Source organism: Serratia sp. BNK-12, from assembly GCF_047456085.1.
Lineage (GTDB): Bacteria > Pseudomonadota > Gammaproteobacteria > Enterobacterales > Enterobacteriaceae > Serratia > Serratia liquefaciens.
Window position 1 is genome coordinate 2,058,436 of record NZ_CP179896.1, and the last position, 19,120, is coordinate 2,077,555.

The following is a 19,120-nucleotide window of genomic DNA, read 5'->3' on the forward strand; positions in this document are numbered from 1 at the left end:
ATGTCTTCCCTCATCAGTGGTAACCCTGTTCATGGCTGACCTTGCCGCGGAACACGTAGTAGCTCCAGAAGGTGTAGACCAAGATAATCGGGATGATAAACAGCGCGCCGACCAGCATAAAGCCCAGGCTTTGCGGTGGGGCAGCGGCGTCCCACAGGGTGATGGACGGTGGGATCAACAGCGGCCAGATGCTGATGCCCAAGCCGCTCAGGCCGAGGAACACCAGCAGCAGGGTCAGCAAGAACGGCGAATAGTGCGCCGCGTTTTTCACGCCGCGCTGGATGCCCCAGGCGCTGAGCAACACCAATACCGGTACCGGCAGCAGCCAGAACAGGTTTGGCAGCGTAAACCAGCGGCTGGCGATCTCGGGATGGGCAATCGGCGTCCAGATACTGACCACCGCCAACACCAGCAGCAAAGTGATCAGCAGCGGCGTCGCCAACCGATACATGCGTGCCTGCAGATCCCCGGCGGTCTTCATCACCAGCCAGGTACAGCCCAGCAGTGCATAGGTCACCACCAGCCCCAACCCGCAAAACAGCGCGAACGGCGTCAGCCAGTCTAAAGCACCACCGGCATAGCTGCGGCCGTTGACCGGGAAGCCGTTGATGATGGCGCCCACCACCACCCCCTGACTGAAGGTGGCGAAGAGAGAGCCCCAGATAAACGCCTTATCCCAGATATGCCGCTTTTCTTCCTTGGCCTTGAAGCGGAATTCAAAGGCCACGCCGCGGAAGATCAACCCGAACAGCATCAGGGTGAGCGGGATGGCCAGCGCATCGAGGATCACCGCGTAGGCCAACGGGAAGGCGCCAAACAGCGCCGCACCGCCCAGCACCAGCCAGGTTTCGTTACCGTCCCACACCGGTGCGACGGTGTTCATCATCACATCGCGGTCACCGCTGTCCTTGACCCAGGGGAACAGGATACCGATACCCAAATCAAAGCCGTCCATTACCACGTACATCATGGTGCTGAACACGATGATCACAAACCAAATCAACGGAAGATCAATGCCCATGCTCAGCTCCTGTCATCCAGAGTTTCTTTTACCGCAGACAGCGGGCGAGCCGGTCTGCCGTCCGTGTCGTCTTCATGGCTTTCATGCTGCTGCGGTCCCTTACGGATCAGGCGCATCATGTAGGAGTACCCCACGCCGAACACCGAACAGTAAACGATGATAAACGCCAGCAGGCTGATGCTCATGTGCAAATCACCGTGCGCAGAGACCGCATCTTTGGTACGCAGCAGGCCATAGACCACCCACGGCTGTCGGCCGATTTCGGTGGTGAACCAACCCGCCAGCAGCGCCAGCAGCCCCGATGGCCCCATCCACAGGATGAAGTACAGGAAGGGACGCGACTGGTACAGCCCGCCGCGCCAGCGCAGCCACAGGCTCCACACCCCCGCGAGGATCATCAGCATGCCGAGCGCCACCATGATGCGGAACGACCAGAACACCACGGTGGAGTTGGGGCGATCTTCCGGCGGGAAGGATTTCAGCGCCGGGACCTGTTCGGTCAGGCTGTGAGTCAGGATCAGGCTGCCAAGATAGGGCACTTCCAGCTTGAAGCGAGTCTCTTCACGCTCCATGTCCGGCCAACCGAACAGGATCAGCGGCGTGGCCTCTCCCGGCGGGTTTTCCCAGTGGCCTTCAATGGCGGCAATCTTCGCCGGTTGGTACTTCAGCGTATTCAGGCCGTGCGCATCACCAATCAGGGCTTGTACCGGCGCGACGATCAGCGCCATCCACATCGCCATTGACAGCATTTTGCGCATTGCCGGCGTATCACGCCCGCGCAGCAGGTGCCAGGCGGCGGAAGCGCCCACGAAGAAGGCCGAAGACAGGAAGGCGGCGGTCGACATGTGCAACAGACGGTAGGGGAATGACGGGTTGAATATCACTTTCAGCCAGTCGACCGGTACCACCTGGCCGTTGATGATTTCGTGGCCCTGCGGCGTTTGCATCCAGCTGTTGGAAGCCAGGATCCAGAAGGTGGAAATCAGGGTGCCCAGCGCCACCATGCAGGTCGCGAAGAAGTGCAACCCTGGCCCGACGCGGTTCCAACCGAACAGCATCACCCCAAGGAAACCGGCTTCGAGGAAGAAGGCGGTCAGCACTTCATAGGTCAGCAACGGGCCGGTAATACTGCCGGCAAACTCAGAGAAGAAGCTCCAGTTGGTACCGAACTGATAGGCCATTACCAGCCCGGAAACCACGCCCATGCCGAAGTTGACGGCGAAAATTTTTGACCAGAAATGGTACAAATCGCGATAGGCTTCATTGCGCGTTTTCAGCCATAACCCTTCCAGCACCGCCAGATAACTGGCCAAACCTATGGTGATTGCGGGAAAAATAATATGGAAAGAAACGGTGAAGGCGAACTGTATTCTGGCAAGTTCCAGTGCATCAAGACCCAGCATGGCGCCTCCTTGGGTTGGACATAAAATAACCTCTTCAGTATAGCTGTAATTTTTTTGTGGAAAGCTTGGCGTCAAGTTAAGCACGGAGTACAGTGACTATAATAGTGACAGTTATTTCACTTTTTCATATAACAGTTAAGGCCTATGACCAGATACGAGCAGCTTGCACAACAAATTCGTGAACAGATCCAGAACCGGGTATGGCGGGCGGGGGACAAGCTGCCTTCGCTGCGGGAAAGCGGTAAACGCGCAGGCCTGAGTCTGATGACGGTGGTGCAGTCGTATCAACTGCTGGAGAGCCAGGGCTGGATCGTTGCGCGCCCGCAGTCCGGTTATTACGTGGCGGCGCGTCCGCAGCCGCTGCCGCAGCCGGCACGCGGGGAGAAACTGCTGCTGAGCGAGCAGGTAGACATCAACACCTTTGTTTTCGACGTGCTGCAGGCGTGCAAAGACCCAGGCATTGTCCCGTTCGGTTCGGCCTTTCCCGATGCCACGCTGTTTGCTCAGCCGAAGCTGGCGCGGGCGCTGAGCAGCGTAGCGCGCAAATTTACCCCGCACAGTTCACTGGCTAACCTGCCGCCCGGCAACGACGCGCTGCGCCGCAACATTGCCCAGCGTTATGCTTTAAGCGGCATGCAGGTGGCCCCGGATGAAATCGTGATTACCGCCGGAGCCATGGAGTCGCTGAGCCTTAGCCTGCAGGCGGTGACGCAGCCGGGGGATTACGTGGCGATCGAGTCCCCGGCCTTTTACGGGGCGTTGCAGGCACTGGAGCGGCTGCGGTTAAAGGCGGTGGCGATCGCGACCCATCCGCAGGACGGCATCGATCTGGATGCGTTGGAACATGCCTTGGAACAGTACCCGATCAAGGCCTGCTGGCTGATGACCTACTTCCAGAATCCATTGGGCGCCTCGATGCCGGCAGAGAATAAACAGCGGCTGGTGGGCATGCTGCGCGAGCGGCAGATATCGCTGATTGAGGACGATGTTTACGGTGAACTGTACTTCAGCGCTGAGCGCCCTCAGCCGGCCAAGGCATTAGACCAGGGCGGACAGATTTTGCACTGTTCGTCGTTTTCCAAATGTCTGGCGCCGGGCTTTCGCGTGGGCTGGGTGGCTGCCGGGCGCTACGCACAGCAGATCCAGCGTTTGCAACTGATGAGCACGGTATCCACCAGCGTGCCCACCCAGCTGGCGATCGCTGATTATCTGTTGCATGGTGGCTACGATACCCATCTGCGGCGCTTGCGTCGGCTGCTGGCTCAGCGTCAGAGCATGATGCGTCAGGCGATTGCTCACCACTTCCCTCCGACCGTGAAGGTCAGCCAGCCAGATGGCGGTTACTTTTTGTGGGTAGAGCTGGATCCGGCGTTGTCGTCGATGGAGCTGTATCAGCGCGCGCTGGCGCTGGGGGTGAGTATCGCGCCGGGCAGGATGTTCACCACCGGCAACCATTTCAACCACTGCTTCCGACTGAACGCCTCTTTCGACTGGAGCGACAAGCATGAAGCGGCTATCCAGACCTTAGCCAAACTTATCCGGCAGCTCGAGCCGGCAGGCTAAACTCCACCCAACGGCCGGCTATCGCAATAGAAAAATTCATATTGCGATTTCCGGCAATAGAATGCCGGTTTCGTTGTTAGACAGCCTCCCGGCCGCCGATTACTCTGCGATAAATTTTGTCACATTTATCAACGGGTAAACGAGGGGCAGTGGGTGAGAAAAATAAAAAACAAGGCAATCAAACCTTTACAAAAGCGGCTGGTTACGCTGGCGATCGCCTGTGCCGTGGGGCTGGCATTTAGCGTGCAGGCGGAAACCTTGGCGGAAGGTATTACCCCGGCCAGCGATGCCAGCCTGGTGCCGGCGGCGGCCAAGTTGCGTAAAGACACCGTGGTGGCCGGTATTCTTGAACCTCAGGGTAACTTCAATCCCTATCTGTTCAGCAATGGCTGGGATGAGAACGTCACCGACGTGATCTTTACCCGGCTGATTGGTCTGGACAGCCAGGGCAAGCCTGTGGCGCGGCTGGCAGAGTCCTGGCAGGTCAGCCCGGACAACCGGGTCTACACCATTAAACTGCGGCCTAATCTGGTCAACAGCGACGGCTCGCCAATCAAGGCCGAAGATATTGCCTTTACCCTGACGCTGCTGCATGACCCGGCCTATGACGGAGAGACCGACATTACTCCGGCGCACATTCAGGGCGGGGCGGAGTACAAGAACGGAACTGCCCCCAGCATCAGCGGGCTAAAGGTGATCGACGATCGTACGCTTCAAATCACCACCACCCAGCCGGGGGCGACTACGCTGCAGTTGATCGGCGGGCCGGTGCTGTCGAAAGCCTATTACGGCAAGGAGTATCAGCGCGGTAAGCTGGACAGCGTGCGTGCGCTGAACGGCAAGCCGTTAGGCAATGGCCCTTATATTTACGACAAATACGTGCCGGGTCAGGAGATCCGTTTTCACGCCAACCCGAACTTCTATCTCGGTAAGCCAGCGGTGGCGCGTTTTATTTACCGCGTGACCAACCCTTCTACCAACTTCCAGCTGTTCCAGACCGGTGAAACCGACTACGATGCCTTTACTTCCAAACCGGATGATATTGAACAGCTGAAGCTGCTCGGCTTCGCCAATATCAATTTGTACAGCTCGAGCGACTACAGCCGGGTGGATTTCAACTTTAAACGCCCGGCACTGCAGGATGCGCGTGTGCGTCAGGCGCTGATTTACGGGCTGGATCGGCAAAAGCTGATCACCGTGGTCTACCAGGGTTACGGTTCGGTCGCCAATCAGCCGATCTCACCCGTTTCCTGGGCTTATGATCCCAAGGGGATCAACCCCTATGCTTACGATGTCAACAAAGCCAAGCAACTGCTGGATCAGGCCGGTTGGAAACCGGGAGCGGACGGCATTCGCCAGAAGGACGGTAAAAAGCTGGAGCTGACGCTGTTGGTGACCAAAAAGCTGATTAACGACGCGCTGGTGCCGATTGCCAAAGATAACTATCGGCAGATTGGCGTGCTGTTGAAGCCGCAGGTGCTGGATTTCAATGCGCTGCTGGCGCAACGCAAGGCCGGTAATTACGATCTGGCGTCGCTCAGTACCAGCGGGCTGAATGATCCGCACGACGGGGTACGCGATTTCATCAGTCAGGTCAGTGAAACCGGCTATAGCAATCCGCAGGTGGACAAGCTGATTGGCGAGGCTAACGCCACGCTGGACATCGAGCAGCGTAAGCCGCTGTATCACCATCTGTATCAGGTGCTGGCTGAAGATCCGCCGGTGATCCTGTTGGGGAACCGTAAAGTGCTCAGCGCCAGCAGCGCACGCGTCACCGGCTTTAAACCGGACGTATACAACGGCCTGACCGGCAGCCTGCCGGACGTCAAGATCGCTCAGTAACGGTAAGGCACCGCTGCGCCGGTTTGGGCAGCGGTGACGGAAAACACCATGAGAAATTTTATCCTGCGCCGCTTGCTGCAAACCCTTCCGATGATGCTGCTGGCATCGCTGCTGATTTTCTTTATTTTCGCGCTGACCCCCGGTGACTTTATCGACGGCAACATCAACCTGACGCCGCAGCGCGCGGCTGAGCTGCGGGCGCTTTACGGGCTGGATCAGCCGTTGTTCAGCCGTTATCTGCACTGGCTCGGTCAACTGCTGCAGGGCGATCTCGGTTTCTCGCTGCAATACCAGATCCCGGTCAGTACCTTGTTGAATCAGTACATCTGGAACTCCTTCCTGCTGGCGTCGGTGGCGCTGGTGCTGTACTGGGGCATTGCGCTGGCGGTAGGTGTCGCCTCGGCGATGAAACCCTATTCGCTGTTCGATCATCTGGTGACCGTGGCGGTGTTCGGTGCCATGTCGTTTCCCACCTTTTTCCTGTGTCTGTTGCTGATCAAATGGTTCGCCGTCGATCTGCACTGGCTGCCTGCGGGTGGCATGCTGCGCACCGGTAGCGAAGCCAGCGGATTGGCGTGGGCACTGGACGTGGCGGCGCACCTGTTGCTGCCGGTGCTGGCGTTGGTGATGCTGCAGGCCGGCACCCTGACGCGCTATTTCCGCGCCAGCATGCTGGACGTGATCCGCATGGATTATATCCGTACCGCACGCGCCAAGGGGCTGAAGGAAAAGACGGTGATCCTGCGGCATGCGCTGCGGAATGCGCTGTTGCCGATCATCACCTTGTTGGGTTTTGAGCTACCCGCGCTGTTTTCCGGTGCGCTGATCACCGAAAAAATCTTCAACTGGCCGGGCGCCGGGCACATCCATCTCGATTCGCTGGCGGCGCGCGACTACCCGGTCTTGATGGGCTTTACGCTGTTTCTGGCGGTATTGACCATTTTAGGCAATCTGCTGGCGGACATTTTGTACGCCTATGCCGACCCGCGCATTCGTTTGAGGTAACTATGTTGGCATCCTTGTTTTTCGGGCGTCGTCGCCGTTGGCGGCAAGCGCAACTCCCGGCGCTGGCGCAGCTATCACCACCGCCGACCGCCCAGGCCTGGCAGCGGCTGCGGCGTCACCGCCTGGCGATGATTTCACTGCTGCTGTTGGTGTTGATGGCGGTGCTGTGCCTGTTCGGCCCGATGCTGTCGCCCTGGCAGGACGATGCCGGCGATGCGTTGAATATCAATCAGGCACCCGGCGCACAACACTGGCTGGGCACCGATTTTCTCGGTCGCGATATTTATACCCGCCTGCTGCTGGCGGGGCGTATTTCGCTGACCATTGGCCTGGTGTCGATGCTGTTGTCGGTCACGCTCGGCTACCTGCTGGGAGCGCTGTCCGGCTATCTTGGCGGCGTGGTGGATAAGCTGATTATGCGCTTTGCCGATCTGTTGATGACCATTCCCAGCCTGCCGCTGCTGATCATCATGGGAGCGATGCTGTCGGAGCTGGACGTTTCGCCGGACTACCGTATTTACATGGTGATGATCATGCTCAGCCTGCTGGGTTGGCCGTCGCTGGCGCGGCTGGTGCGCGGGCAAATTTTGTCGTTGCGCGAGCGTGACTTCATGCTGGCCACTGAGGTGCTGGGGTTATCCACCCGGCGGCGTATCTTCGGCCACCTGCTGCCCAATACCATTCCGATCCTGGTGGTGGTGGCCACCATGGGCGTCGCTAATGCCATTCTCAGTGAATCGGCCCTGAGCTATCTGGGGTTGGGCGTGGTGCCGCCAATGCCGTCGTGGGGCAACATGATGGACGCCGCCAACAGCCTGATCGATTTTCAACGCCGCCCCTGGCTGTGGATGCCGCCGGGGTTGGCGATTTTCATCACCGTGGTGGCGATTAATATTCTCGGCGACGGCCTGCGAGACGCGCTTGATCCAAAAATGAACGGGGTAAGACGATGAGCCAACCGCTGGTGGCCTTTAATCAACTGTCGGTAGCCTTCCAGGGCGAACAAGGGCGGGTGCGTGCGGTGCAACAGGTGAGTTTTGACCTTTATGCCGGACAAACGCTGGGGGTCGTCGGTGAGTCCGGCTGCGGTAAAAGCGTGACCGCGATGGCGCTGATGGGGCTGTTGCCGCAACCGCTGGCGCAAATCGACGGCGGTGAAATCCATTTCGACGGCCAGGACTTGCTGAAACTGCGGCCGCAACAGATGGCCGATTTACGCGGTAACCGTTTGGCGATGATCTTTCAGGAGCCGATGAGCGCGCTGAACCCGGTGCTGACCATCGGCGAGCAGTTGGTTGAGCCGCTAATCCGCCATCGGGGGACTGCGCCAAAAGCGGCCTGGCGGGAGGCCACGGCGCTGATTACCGAGGTCGGACTGGCACGCGCCGAACAGCTGATGACCAGCTATCCGCACCAGCTTTCCGGTGGCATGCTGCAGCGCATCATGATCGCCATGGCTATCAGTTGCCGGCCGGCGTTGCTGATTGCCGACGAACCCACTACCGCGTTGGATGTCACCGTGCAGGCGCAAATTCTGGCGCTGCTGCGCGAGCAGGCGCGTAAGCACAATATGGCGATGATGCTGATTACTCACGATCTCGGGGTGATTGCCCAGATGGCGGATCGGCTGGTGGTGATGTACGCCGGGCGTATTGTCGAGCAGGGTGCCACGCATGAAGTGCTGGCCAACCCGCAGCACCCTTACACTCAGGGATTGATGGCCTCGCGGCCGGTGGCGGGGCAGCGGCGGCGGCGGTTGTATTCGATCCCCGGTCAGGTGCCCGATCTGGCCAGTTTGCCGGACTACTGCGCCTTTGCCGAACGCTGTGACAAAGCGAGCGCCCGCTGCCGTGACGGTATCCCGCCATTGTATGGCGATCGGCGGCGGCAATCCGCCTGTTTCCTGAATGCCGGGGGGCGTATTCATGTTGGCTGAACCCTTGGTGGAGGTAAAAGGGCTGAAGAAATATTTCCCGCTGCGTGAAGGACTATTCGGTCAGACCACCGGGCAACTGCGGGCGGTGGATGATGTCAGCTTCAGCATTCGCCGGGGAACGGTTTTTGGCCTGGTGGGGGAGTCCGGCAGTGGTAAAACCACCGTAGGCCGAACCCTGCTGGGGCTGCATGAAAAGACCGCCGGTGAGGTACTGTTCAAAGGACAGGCGTTAGATGCGCTCAGCGCCCGCGAGCGGCGCGCAATGCGCCCGAAGATGCAACTGGTGTTTCAAGACCCGTACAGCTCTCTGAATCCGAGAATGCGGGTAGGCGATGCGATTGGCGAAGCGCTGCTGCAGCACGGTTTGGCGCAAAAGAGCGAGCTGCGAGATCGGGTGATAGACACGCTGGAAATCTGCGGGTTGTCGGCACAGCATTACGGGCGCTTCCCGCACGAGTTTTCCGGCGGCCAGCGCCAGCGCATCGGCGTAGCCCGTGCGCTGATCCTGCAGCCGGAGTTTATCGTCGCCGACGAACCGATTTCGGCGCTGGACGTCTCTATTCAGGCGCAGATCATCAACCTGTTTTCCGATCTTCAGGAACAGCAGGGGGTGACTTTCCTGTTTATTTCGCACGATCTTGGGGTGGTGGAGCATCTGTGTCAGGACGTAGCGGTAATGTACCTCGGACAGATTGTCGAAAGCGCCGATCGCGATGCGCTGTTTCGTCGGCCGCTGCACCCTTACACTCAGGCACTGTTGGCCGCGGTACCCAGTTTGGACCCGCACCGTCAGCCGCAGGCGATGGCCCGGGGGGAATTACCTGACCCTGCCCAACCGCCGCAGGGCTGTCGCTTTCATACTCGCTGTCCGCAGGCCACTGCGCAATGCCGGGAACAGGCCCCGGCATTGCGGCAGGTAGCGGCAGGACATCGGGTGGCCTGCCATTATGTCGGCTGAGCTTAGGCCAGATAATGTTTTAGCGCGCGCCCGGCCTGATGGATGGCCGAGTGCACCGCCGGGACTTCTGCGATCGCGTTGAGCAAGCCATAGTCGTGGATCAGCCCGTTATAACGGGTGGAGGTGACTTCGACTCCGGCGGCGTTGAGCAGGCGGGCGTAGGCTTCGCCTTCGTCACGCAGCACGTCCAGCTCGGCGGTTTGCACCAGCGCTGGTGGCAGGCCTTTCAACTGTTCCAGCGTGGCGTTAAGCGGCGAGGCGTAGATCTCTTTGCGCTGGGCTTTATCGGTGGTGTAGTGGTCCCAGAACCATTTCATCATATTGCGGGTGAGGAAATAGCCTTCGCCGAACTGGTGGTAAGACTCGGTATCGAAATTGGCATGGGTCACTGGCCACAGCAGGATCTGGCTGCGCAGGGCAGGCGTGCCTTTATCTTTCGCCATCAGGCTGACCACCGCCGCGATATTGCCGCCGGCGCTGTTGCCGACGACCGCCAGACGTGAACCGTCAACGTTGATTTTCTCGCCGTACTCGGCCACCCATTCGGTCGCCGCGTAGGCCTGATTGATGGCGACAGGGTAAGGCGCTTCCGGCGATCGGGTGTAGTTAACGAACACCGCCGCTGCGCCGGAGCTGTGGACCAGATCGCGCACCAGCCGTTCGTGGGTCGGGAAGTCCCCCAACACCCAGCCGCCGCCATGGAAGAACATGAATACCGGCAGCTTCTCCTTTGCTTTGGCCGGTCGCACGATGTGCAACAGGATATCCTGGCCATCGACGTGAATGGTTTTTTCGCTGATTTCGACTTCACGCAGAGGGACTTCGGTACCGCTTTGCAGGCCCTCCATCACCTTACGCGCTTCTTTCGGCTTCAACTGCTCCAGGGGTTTGGCGTCACTGGAGTTCAGCGCATCAAGAAAGGTACGGATATCGTGCTGTGCTGCAGGCTGGGTGAGATCAACAGTTTTCTTGGACATCTTGATTCCTCTGGCACAGGGGGATGAAATCTTCTGGTGAGATCACAGTGTAGTAGAACAATGTGCCTGTGGGCTTAGTGGTGTGTGCCCTGTTGGAAAAGGCGCGTCACGCCACGCTTTTCACCGCTTCGGTTTGACTTTTCAGGTGGGCAGCGATATTTTTTAATCACCATGGAACACGTGTTCCATGGGGGCGAATGACCGGTCATCACCGGTGCCTTTCTTTTAGCGCTGAACGCCGTGCGGGAAACATAACCCTATGATTGTGATTGCAAACTCTGAAGGACGTCCGGGTATCGGTCTGTCTGCCGAACGGTTACGACAGGGGCAGAATGGCCTGCGTGCCATCGTTGAGGGTATCAAGCTGGTGGAGCTGGATCCGAGCGTACGTACGGTGGGTTTCGGCGGCTGGCCCAACGTGCTGGGTGAGATGGAGCTGGATGCTTCGGTGATGGACGGCGACAGCTTGCGCACCGGTGCGGTGGGAGCGTTACAAGGCTATCTGCATCCGGTGGAAGTCGCTTATCGGGTAATGGAAGATCTTAACCATGAAATCCTGGTGGGCGCCGGAGCGGCACGTTTCGCCGCTGAGATCGGCGCGTTGGTGGGTGACAACCTGATTGCCGACTCCAAGCGTGTCTGGTGGGAAAAACTGGAGCAGGCGATGGACGCCGAACAGCTTCGCAACTGGCCGAATATCCCACTGGCAGGGTTGTCGAATAATGCCACCGATCCAGAACGGGTGCGCGACACCACGGTATTTTTAGCCATGGATGGTGGGCGCACGCTCAGCGCGGCGACGTCAACGTCAGGCTGGGCGTGGAAATACCCGGGGCGGCTGGGGGACAGCCCGATCATCGGCAGCGGCTCCTATGCCGACAGCCGCTATGGCGCCTGTGCCTGTACCCACACCGGGGAAATGACCATTCGCTGCGGTACCAGCCGCGCAGTGGTGCTGTATATGAAGATGGGCATGACGCTGGAACAGGCGGTGTACGAGGCCATCGAGGATCTGAATTACCTGAAAGATGGCTACACCGAAGGGGTGACCATTCACGCCATCGATAAGGACGGAAACCATAAGGTCGTCAGCCTTAACTGCCCGGGCCCAATTCAGTATTGGCTGTGGCAGAGCGGTATGGCAGCGCCGGAATTGCGCGATGCGGAGATTATAACCACCCGTTGACCCGCTGCTCTGTGGTTTATGGAAGGGGCGCGGCATGCTGCGCCCAATAGCATCATCAATGCGTTAAATTGGGCCGAACAGGCTCACCCCTACCGGTTTAGCAGGACGCGCGAACCACCAACTCGGTGGGAATGGTTACCTGCTGCGGCGCAGCCTGGGGGCTGCCGCTGCGCAGTTCGACCAGCCGAACGATGGCGGCGATCATTGCGTCCATATCTCGGCGTACCGACGTGAGTTGGTAACTCGGCCAGGCTGCCATCGGGATATCGTCGAAGCCGTAAACCGCGACGTCCTGAGGGATCTGCAGCGAAGTGTGCAAACGAATATAGTCCATCACCCCCATCGCCATGGAGTCTGCGGTGCAGAAAATGGCCTGCGGAGCCGGAAGCGCGTCCAGCAGCTGCGGCGCGAGGTTAAAGCCGCTCAGGTAGCTGTAGTCGCCGCTCAGCTGCGCGACAATCTCTAACTGCTGCTGTGCGGCATGAGCCAGAAAGGTTTGTTGACGCAGCTGTTCACCGTGGGCGCTGCTGCGGCCACCGAGCAGCGCCACGCGGCGTTGACCCTTTTGCGCCATCAGTGCCGCCAGCTGTTGCAGGCTGGGTGACTCATCGGCGTTGAGAGCGTCGCACAGGGCGTCGCCCGCCAAACCGTTGAGCATAATGGGCGTAGCGATGCGAAACAGATCTTTTGCTGCACGCGCGCTGATGTTGTCGGCGAACACCACGGCAGAATCGACATGGTAAGAGATGGTTTGCTTCAGGTAGTTGGCCGGATCGTCAATGCCTTCCAGGCGGATCATCACCGCCTGCCGGTTGCTCTTCTGCAGTTGTTCAACCAGACGATCGAAAAACTCCAGGTCAGACAAATCGTGAAAGTGGTTCACTACCACCGCGACAAAGCCGGTTTTGCCGCTGTGCAGGCTCTGGGCGATGGCGTCTGGCGCATAGCCTAACTGACTGGCGACGCGCATCACCAGATCGCGGTTCTTTTGCGAGACCCGGCCCTGATTGGAAAAGGCGCGTGACACCACGGTGCGTGAAACGCCGGCCACGCGGGCGACATCGTGAGAGGTGACTTTTTTCATCGGCATACGGCAGCTACTCAACGGAAAACGGGGCGCTGCGGCAGAGGCACGCAGCGGCGATATGGTCTCACAGAATGTCGGCCGGCAACACTGTTTCCCCGCTTTGAGCTATCCGTTGACCGCTATGCGGATCAAAAAAGTGCAGGGCGGCGATATCAAGCGTAATGGCCAGCGGCTGGCCCTGGGCATACTGCAGCTGGGCGTGCTGTTTGACGATGTACTGCGCACCGTTGTCACCCTGTACGAACAGGTTGCTCTCAGCGCCCAGGTTTTCACTGTACACCAGTGTTCCACTCAAGTGGGGTTCTGCCCGTGGCGCGCTGATGCTGCACGCTTCCGGACGACAGCCCAGCGTCAGCCAGTCGCCTCCTTTTGCTGCCAGCGCCGGGAATTGGGCGGCGCTCAAGGGCAGCAGCAAACCAGAGTCGCCCTGCAATAGGATCTGCTCGCCCTGCACCAGAACCTGCACGTCAAACAGGTTCATCTGCGGCGAACCGATAAACTCGGCGACAAAGCGATTAACCGGGCGATGATAAAGATCCAGCGGCGTACCGATCTGCTGCACTTTCCCCTGATTCATGATGACCACTTTGTCCGCCATGGTCATGGCTTCCACCTGATCGTGGGTGACGTAAATGATGGTCGCGCCGATCGCCTTATGCAGTGCAGACAACTCCTGACGCATGCGGTTGCGCAGTTTGGCGTCGAGGTTGGAGAGCGGTTCGTCAAACAGAAACACCTTGGGCCGCCGAACAATCGCCCGGCCCAACGCCACGCGCTGACGCTGACCACCGGAAAGCTGGCCGGGTTTGACCTTCAGGAATTCCGTCAGGTGCAGCATTTCGGCCACGGCGGCAATCTGCGTGGCAATCTCCGCTTTGGCCATTCCTTTGATTTTCAAAGACAGCGCCATGTTTTCATAGACGGTCATATGCGGGTACAGCGCATAGCTCTGGAAAACCATGGCGATATCACGGTATTTGGGCAGCACCTCGTTCATGCGTTCGCCGTCGATCAACAGTTCGCCGGAGGAGAGGGTTTCCAGCCCGGCTATCATCCGCAGCGTGGTGGACTTGCCGCAGCCGGACGGGCCGAGCAGCACCACAAACTCACCTTTCTCCACCTGCAGATTCACGTCGCTGGCGGCCTGGTAACCGTTGTCATAGCGTTTGTTGATATCAACCAGTTCTACGTAAGCCATCATTCGCACTCCGTCTGGGCAAGCACGGCACTCAATCGCGCCAGCAGCAGCACGCCGAATGAGGACGCGCCGTTGGCGTACAGCTTGCGGTGCGGCATATCGGTAGACATGGCGGCAATATCCAGGTGCGCCCAGCGCTGGCCCGGCTGCACGAACTCGCCAATAAAGGTCGCCGCCACGCACGGGCTGCCGTGCGGATCTTCACCGCCGTGACGATAATCGGCAAATTCAGACTTCAATACCCCGCGATACCAGCCGCCGTGCGGCATTGGCCACACCGGCTCGGCGCTGGCCTTGCCCGCCTGAGTGACCTGTGCCAGAAAGTCGTCGTCGTTACCCATCATGGCCGCATACTCCTTGCCCAGCGCCACGCCTGCGCCGCCGGTCAGGGTGGCGATATCGAGTAAAAAGTCGGGCTGGAAGTGCTGCTGGGCATAGCTGATGACGTCCGCCAGCACCATGCGGCCTTCGGCGTCGGTTGAAATGATTTCCACCGACTTGCCGTTGTGCATGGTTACCACGTCGCCGGGGCGCTGTGCACGGGAGGAGGGCATGTTTTCTACCAAGCCGCACAGGCCAATCACGCGGATCGGCAGTTGCAGCGCGTCGATGATACGCATGGCGCCCACCACCGCAGCCGCACCGCCCATGTCGAACTTCATGGTGCTCATGCGTGCCGCACCTTTGATGCTGATGCCACCGCTGTCGAAGGTGACACCTTTACCCACCAGCGCCAGAGTATGGCGTGCGTTGGCGGGATGGTGATCGAGGATCAGTAATTGCGATGCGCGGGCGCTGCCTTGACCAACTCCCAGCAGGCCACCGAAGCCAAGCTGTGCCATCTGCTCTTCATCCAGCACCTCCTGGCGCACATGAGTAAAGGGCAATTGCGCGACGGCCGCCACGAAGCTTTGCGGATAGAGAATATTGGCCGGCTTATTCATCAGCTCACGTCCGATGATCACGCCCTCGGCATGCAGATTGGCCCAGTCGCACAGCGCCTGCGTTGTTGCATCATGGCTGGCTAACGGCTGGGTCGGGTCGGTCAGCGTAGCGCTGGCATGATGCTGATAGCGATAAGCGCCCAGACGCAGGCCGAACAGCAGCCAGCGCCAGGTTTCTGTACTGGCCGATGAGCCTTCATCCAGTGTCAGACGCAGGTGCTGTAACCCGAAATGTTTTTGCCCGGCGGCGATACCGGCACCGGCATCCTGTAGGGCTGCGGGAGTCAGGGCAGGGCCGATATTGAGCGCAAAACGGCCGTCACCCAGCGGATAAAGCACGCCGACGGCGGCTTGTTGCAGGTTGGCATTTTGCAGCGTTACCGGCAGTGAATCTTCCGCAGCGGAAAACAGGGTGATTTGCTGGCGCGCGGCAGTGTCGTTTTCAATGTAAATATCAATGAATTGCATAAGGTTACCCTTTGACCGCCCCACGGGTGAGGCTTTCCATCATTTGTTTGGACGAGAAGATAAAGGCGATCAGCAGTGGGACGATCGCCAGGAAACTGCCGGTCATCACCAGGTTCCACGGCGTGGCGGTAGCGCCGCTCAGGCTGCGCAGCACCAGTTGGAGAATTTGCTTGTCCGGCGACTGCAATGCCACCAGCGGCAACATAAAGTTGTTCCAGGTATCGACCACCACCACGATCGCTACCGTCAGCAGCGCCGGGCGCATCAGCGGCAGGCCGATACGCAAAAATATCTGCAGTTCATTCAGACCGTCCATGCGTGCACTGTCGAGTATTTCGCTGGGCAGTGAGGAACTGACGTATTGCCGCACCAGGAAAATTCCGAAGATATTCACCCCGGCGGGCAGCCAGACGGCGGCAAACTGATCGAGCAAGCCAACGCTTTTAATCACGAAGAAGTAGGGCACCAGATTGACCACGCTGGGCACCATCATGGTCAACATGAGGGTGGTGAATACCACCTTTTTGCCCTTGAACTGATAGACGCTGAAGGCGTAGCCCGCCGCGGCGGAAACCAACACGCTGGTCAGGGTGGCCATGGCGGTGACATACAGGGTGTTGAGCAGCGAGCGGGTGAAAGGCACCTGTTGCTCCAGCCCCCGATAGTTTTCCAGCAGGTGGCTGCCGAAGCGCAGCGACATGCCCATGATGCTGCGGGTGTCCTGCGTCGCCAGCAACGCCGACCAATAGAACGGGAACAGCGACAGCGAGGCGAACAGCGATACCAACAGGTAAATCACCAGCTTGCCGGTGTCGAAACGGCGGCCCTCAGCGATCATTTTTGAGTCCTCCACGGTTGCCGAAACCCCAAAACACCAGCGCACTCACCAGCGCAATCAGCAGGAACAGGATCCAGGAGATGGCCGAAGCGGTGCCCATATCCAGATAGGACCAGCCGGTCTTGTACACGTACATCGATACCGTCAGGCCGCTGTTGTCGACGCCGCCGGTGCCCTGCGTCAGGATCATGGGTTCATTGAACAGCTGCATGTTGCCGATCAGCGTCATCAGCGTGGCGAAGAAGATAAAGGGCGCCAGCAGCGGCAGTGCGATGTAGCGGAATTTTTGCCAGCGGCCAGCACCGTCCAGCTCGATCGCCTCGTACAGGTCCGGCGAAATAGAGGCCAGACCGGTCATGTATATCACCGTATTGATACCGGTGAACTTCCAGGTCACCTGATTGGCGATGGTGAAGCGGATCCAGTCGCTGTCAAAGAAGTTGATCGGCAACGCGGCGGCCAGCGCGCTCAGGTGCAGCTTGGCGGCCAATCCGCTTAACAGCTCGTTGACCATGCCGACCGGCGAGAACAGGTTGAACACGATCAGGCTGACGGCGACGGAAGAGGTGATGTAGGGCAGGAAGATCGCCGCCTTCAAAAAACGCCTGCCGCGAACGATGATGTGCAGCAGCGAATAAGCCAGGGTGATGGCGAACAGATGTTGGCACAGGCCGGACACCAACGTGATTTTAATGGTGTTGACCAGCGACACCCAGAAGGCGTCATCGGTGAAGGCATAGTAAAAGTTATCCAGCCCGACAAACTTCATCGAACTCAGGCCTTTTACCGGGTTCCAGGATTGGAATGAGAGAAACGCCGAGAAGAAGATCGGGAAGGCGTTGAACACCGCAAACAGCAGCATGAACGGCAGCAGCAGCAGGTAGGCGGTGCGGTGATCGTGCAGCAGCCCTTTGAAAAATCGCTTACGCATAGACTCCCCGAACCGTCGGAAAACGAAAAAAGGCGGCCGGTAAGCCGCCGCAGTCTGATGATTACAGGGCGCGCATCCGCCGCTCCAGCAGCTTATTGGCATCGCGCAGAGTGCTGTCGATGTCCTGATGCTGCACCAGGATCTTCTTCGCCGCTTCGTTGAGAATTTCGTTGGCGATATTGTCTTCCGGTGAGGAAGCTACGGGCTTCAGGTCCGGCACCAGGCTGGCGTAATAGCGCATCGAGTGTTGGCCGCCGAGAATGCTGCTGGGCGTATCGAAGTAAGGCGCGTTATACACGTCGAGGCGTGCAGGCAAGGTGCCGGCGGTTTTCGCGGCGTCGATCACCACGTCACGCTGCATAAAGTATTGAATGAACTGCCAGGCCGCCTGGGCATTCTTGCTTTGCTTGGGGATCACCAGCGTGGTGCCGCCTGCGTTGACCTTGATATTGCCCGGCACGCCCGTCACCCGCCACAGACCGGCTTTCGCACCGTCCGGATCCAGTTCCTGCTCGATGCGGCCTTCGTCCCACGGGCCATCGATATCGGCGAACAGTTTCCCCTGCCGGTACAGTTTGATGTATTCCTGCGAGTTGGTGGAGCCGTCCAGGGAGGCTGCCAGCCCTTTGTCATACAGCGTTTTGATTACTGTCATCAGCTGTTTGATTTGCGGTGAATCCAGGTTGGGCTTGCCGTCTTTGGTGTATACCGGCTTACCCGGCTCACTGTTCATGCCTACCACCAGCGGATTGATCAGGCTGGTGGCTGCCGGCAGCAGATAGGCGCCTTGCTCTTTTTTCAGCTTCTCACCGAAGGCGATAAAGCTGTCCCAGCTTTGGGTTATGTCTTCTATTTTGACGCCGGCCTTCTGAACCATGTCGTTACGGTAGATCATGATCACCGGCCCGGTGTCGTAAGGCACGCCATAGATATTGCCGTCATTACCCTTCGCCAGGCTGATCATCGAAGGATCGAACTGCCAGCCCTGGCTATCAATGCTGAACGGCGGGGCGCTCAGGTTATTCAGGCCGCCGGAGTTGGCGAAGCTGCCGAGTTTGATGGTGCTGACGCTGAAGATATCGGCGGCGCCCTGGCCAACGGCCAACGCGGTGGTCAGCTTTTGATGACAGTCGGCGAAGCCGCATTTGATCGACTGCACCTGAATGTCCGGATGCGCCGCCTCAAAGTCTTTAATCACTTTGTTGATGTAATCATTGGGCAAATAGTTGGCGAAGGTAATGCTGGTGTTGGCACTGGCGGAAAGGGGCAGGCCCAGCAGCACGGCCAGTGCGACCCCGGTGATTCTTTTATTATTACGCAAGCAGACTTGAGCCATGATAACCCCGATCCTGTGCAGTCGATGTGGTGTGTGTTTTTTCATCATGGAACACGTGTTCCATTGAAATTAACCTATTATCGCGTCAGCAGACTGTCAACATTTTGTTCGGCAAGTTAACAAATATGAGATCTGACGCGGCAGTTGCCCAGGTTCACGCCCGATTTTGGCCCACACAGGGGCACGCAGAGCCTGTAATGACGCGGGTTTGCCCGCATCCGGTGCATTTTCTGCACCTGAATGGGGCAAAAGTGTGATGGGGAGCAAATCAGGCCAAATTATTTTTGCGAGCGCGATCAGAAATATCGAAGTTTTTTGTCATTGAATAGGATTTCGCAGCCAATGATGATTTTTCGCCTTATTTTTCCAATTATTCATTAGCAATGCATATTTATTGAATAAGTATGCATTATAAGCCGTTGTTTTA

Annotated in this window: 16 protein-coding genes; 7 read left to right on the forward strand and 9 right to left on the reverse strand. The window is 58.6% G+C overall.

The features are described from left to right. Positions 1–13 precede the first annotated feature (13 nt). Both cydB and ACMGG1_RS09415 read right to left on the reverse strand, forming a co-directional pair. A complete protein-coding gene (gene cydB / locus ACMGG1_RS09410) occupies positions 14–1,021 on the reverse strand; it encodes a cytochrome d ubiquinol oxidase subunit II (RefSeq protein ID WP_020827423.1) in 1,008 nt (335 codons plus the stop codon). 2 nt (positions 1,022–1,023) lie between these two features. After that, positions 1,024–2,424 carry a cytochrome ubiquinol oxidase subunit I gene (locus ACMGG1_RS09415; protein ID WP_020827422.1) on the reverse strand — a complete coding sequence of 467 codons (1,401 nt, stop codon included), beginning with the start codon at positions 2,422–2,424 and terminating at the stop codon, positions 1,024–1,026. A gap of 144 nt (positions 2,425–2,568) precedes the next feature. Between ACMGG1_RS09415 and ACMGG1_RS09420 the strand changes: the two genes are divergently transcribed. The 6 genes from ACMGG1_RS09420 (at position 2,569) to ACMGG1_RS09445 (ending at position 9,728) form a co-directional block, all read left to right on the forward strand. After that, positions 2,569–3,987: a PLP-dependent aminotransferase family protein gene (locus ACMGG1_RS09420; protein ID WP_046373304.1), complete on the forward strand. Its 1,419-nt coding sequence runs from the start codon at positions 2,569–2,571 to the stop codon at positions 3,985–3,987. 153 nt (positions 3,988–4,140) lie between these two features. Continuing rightward, positions 4,141–5,829 carry an ABC transporter substrate-binding protein gene (locus ACMGG1_RS09425; RefSeq protein ID WP_129940748.1) on the forward strand — a complete coding sequence of 563 codons (1,689 nt, stop codon included), beginning with the start codon at positions 4,141–4,143 and terminating at the stop codon, positions 5,827–5,829. 48 nt (positions 5,830–5,877) lie between these two features. Then, entirely contained in the window at positions 5,878–6,834 is a 957-nt protein-coding gene (locus tag ACMGG1_RS09430) for an ABC transporter permease (protein ID WP_020827419.1), read from the forward strand. Between the two features lie 2 nt (positions 6,835–6,836). After that, the gene (gene opp4C / locus ACMGG1_RS09435; RefSeq protein WP_122079649.1) at positions 6,837–7,787 is read left to right on the forward strand and encodes an oligopeptide ABC transporter permease; all 951 of its coding nucleotides are present in this window, start codon (positions 6,837–6,839) and stop codon (positions 7,785–7,787) included. Next, positions 7,784–8,770, forward strand: a complete 987-nt coding sequence (locus tag ACMGG1_RS09440; RefSeq protein ID WP_020827417.1) for an ABC transporter ATP-binding protein — start codon at positions 7,784–7,786, stop codon at positions 8,768–8,770. Before opp4C ends, ACMGG1_RS09440 begins: the two co-directional genes overlap by 4 nt. Beyond that, the gene (locus ACMGG1_RS09445) at positions 8,760–9,728 is read left to right on the forward strand and encodes an ABC transporter ATP-binding protein (RefSeq protein WP_048760175.1); all 969 of its coding nucleotides are present in this window, start codon (positions 8,760–8,762) and stop codon (positions 9,726–9,728) included. Before ACMGG1_RS09440 ends, ACMGG1_RS09445 begins: the two co-directional genes overlap by 11 nt. Positions 9,729–9,730: 2 nt before the next feature. On the opposite strand, the gene ACMGG1_RS09450 is transcribed toward ACMGG1_RS09445, so the two are convergent. Next, entirely contained in the window at positions 9,731–10,705 is a 975-nt protein-coding gene (locus ACMGG1_RS09450; protein ID WP_128864735.1) for an alpha/beta hydrolase, read from the reverse strand. Between the two features lie 259 nt (positions 10,706–10,964). Here ACMGG1_RS09450 and ACMGG1_RS09455 point away from each other — a divergent pair, with 259 nt between their 5' ends. Further along, entirely contained in the window at positions 10,965–11,891 is a 927-nt protein-coding gene (locus ACMGG1_RS09455; RefSeq protein WP_414161324.1) for a N(4)-(beta-N-acetylglucosaminyl)-L-asparaginase, read from the forward strand. A gap of 97 nt (positions 11,892–11,988) precedes the next feature. On the opposite strand, the gene ACMGG1_RS09460 is transcribed toward ACMGG1_RS09455, so the two are convergent. From ACMGG1_RS09460 to ACMGG1_RS09485, 6 genes are all read right to left on the reverse strand, one after another. Further along, positions 11,989–12,981, reverse strand: coding sequence for a LacI family DNA-binding transcriptional regulator (locus tag ACMGG1_RS09460; RefSeq protein ID WP_122079646.1), 993 nt, complete (start codon positions 12,979–12,981; stop codon positions 11,989–11,991). A gap of 61 nt (positions 12,982–13,042) precedes the next feature. Continuing rightward, entirely contained in the window at positions 13,043–14,176 is a 1,134-nt protein-coding gene (locus tag ACMGG1_RS09465; protein ID WP_414161451.1) for an ABC transporter ATP-binding protein, read from the reverse strand. Next, entirely contained in the window at positions 14,176–15,588 is a 1,413-nt protein-coding gene (locus tag ACMGG1_RS09470; protein WP_414161325.1) for a leucyl aminopeptidase family protein, read from the reverse strand. The genes ACMGG1_RS09465 and ACMGG1_RS09470 overlap by 1 nt, the downstream gene beginning before the upstream one ends. 4 nt (positions 15,589–15,592) lie before the next feature. Next, positions 15,593–16,426, reverse strand: a complete 834-nt coding sequence (locus ACMGG1_RS09475) for a carbohydrate ABC transporter permease (RefSeq protein WP_261439445.1) — start codon at positions 16,424–16,426, stop codon at positions 15,593–15,595. Next, positions 16,416–17,357 carry a carbohydrate ABC transporter permease gene (locus ACMGG1_RS09480; protein ID WP_046373311.1) on the reverse strand — a complete coding sequence of 314 codons (942 nt, stop codon included), beginning with the start codon at positions 17,355–17,357 and terminating at the stop codon, positions 16,416–16,418. Before ACMGG1_RS09480 ends, ACMGG1_RS09475 begins: the two co-directional genes overlap by 11 nt. Positions 17,358–17,418: 61 nt before the next feature. Further along, entirely contained in the window at positions 17,419–18,693 is a 1,275-nt protein-coding gene (locus tag ACMGG1_RS09485; protein WP_020827408.1) for an ABC transporter substrate-binding protein, read from the reverse strand. Between the last annotated feature and the right edge of the window lie 427 nt (positions 18,694–19,120).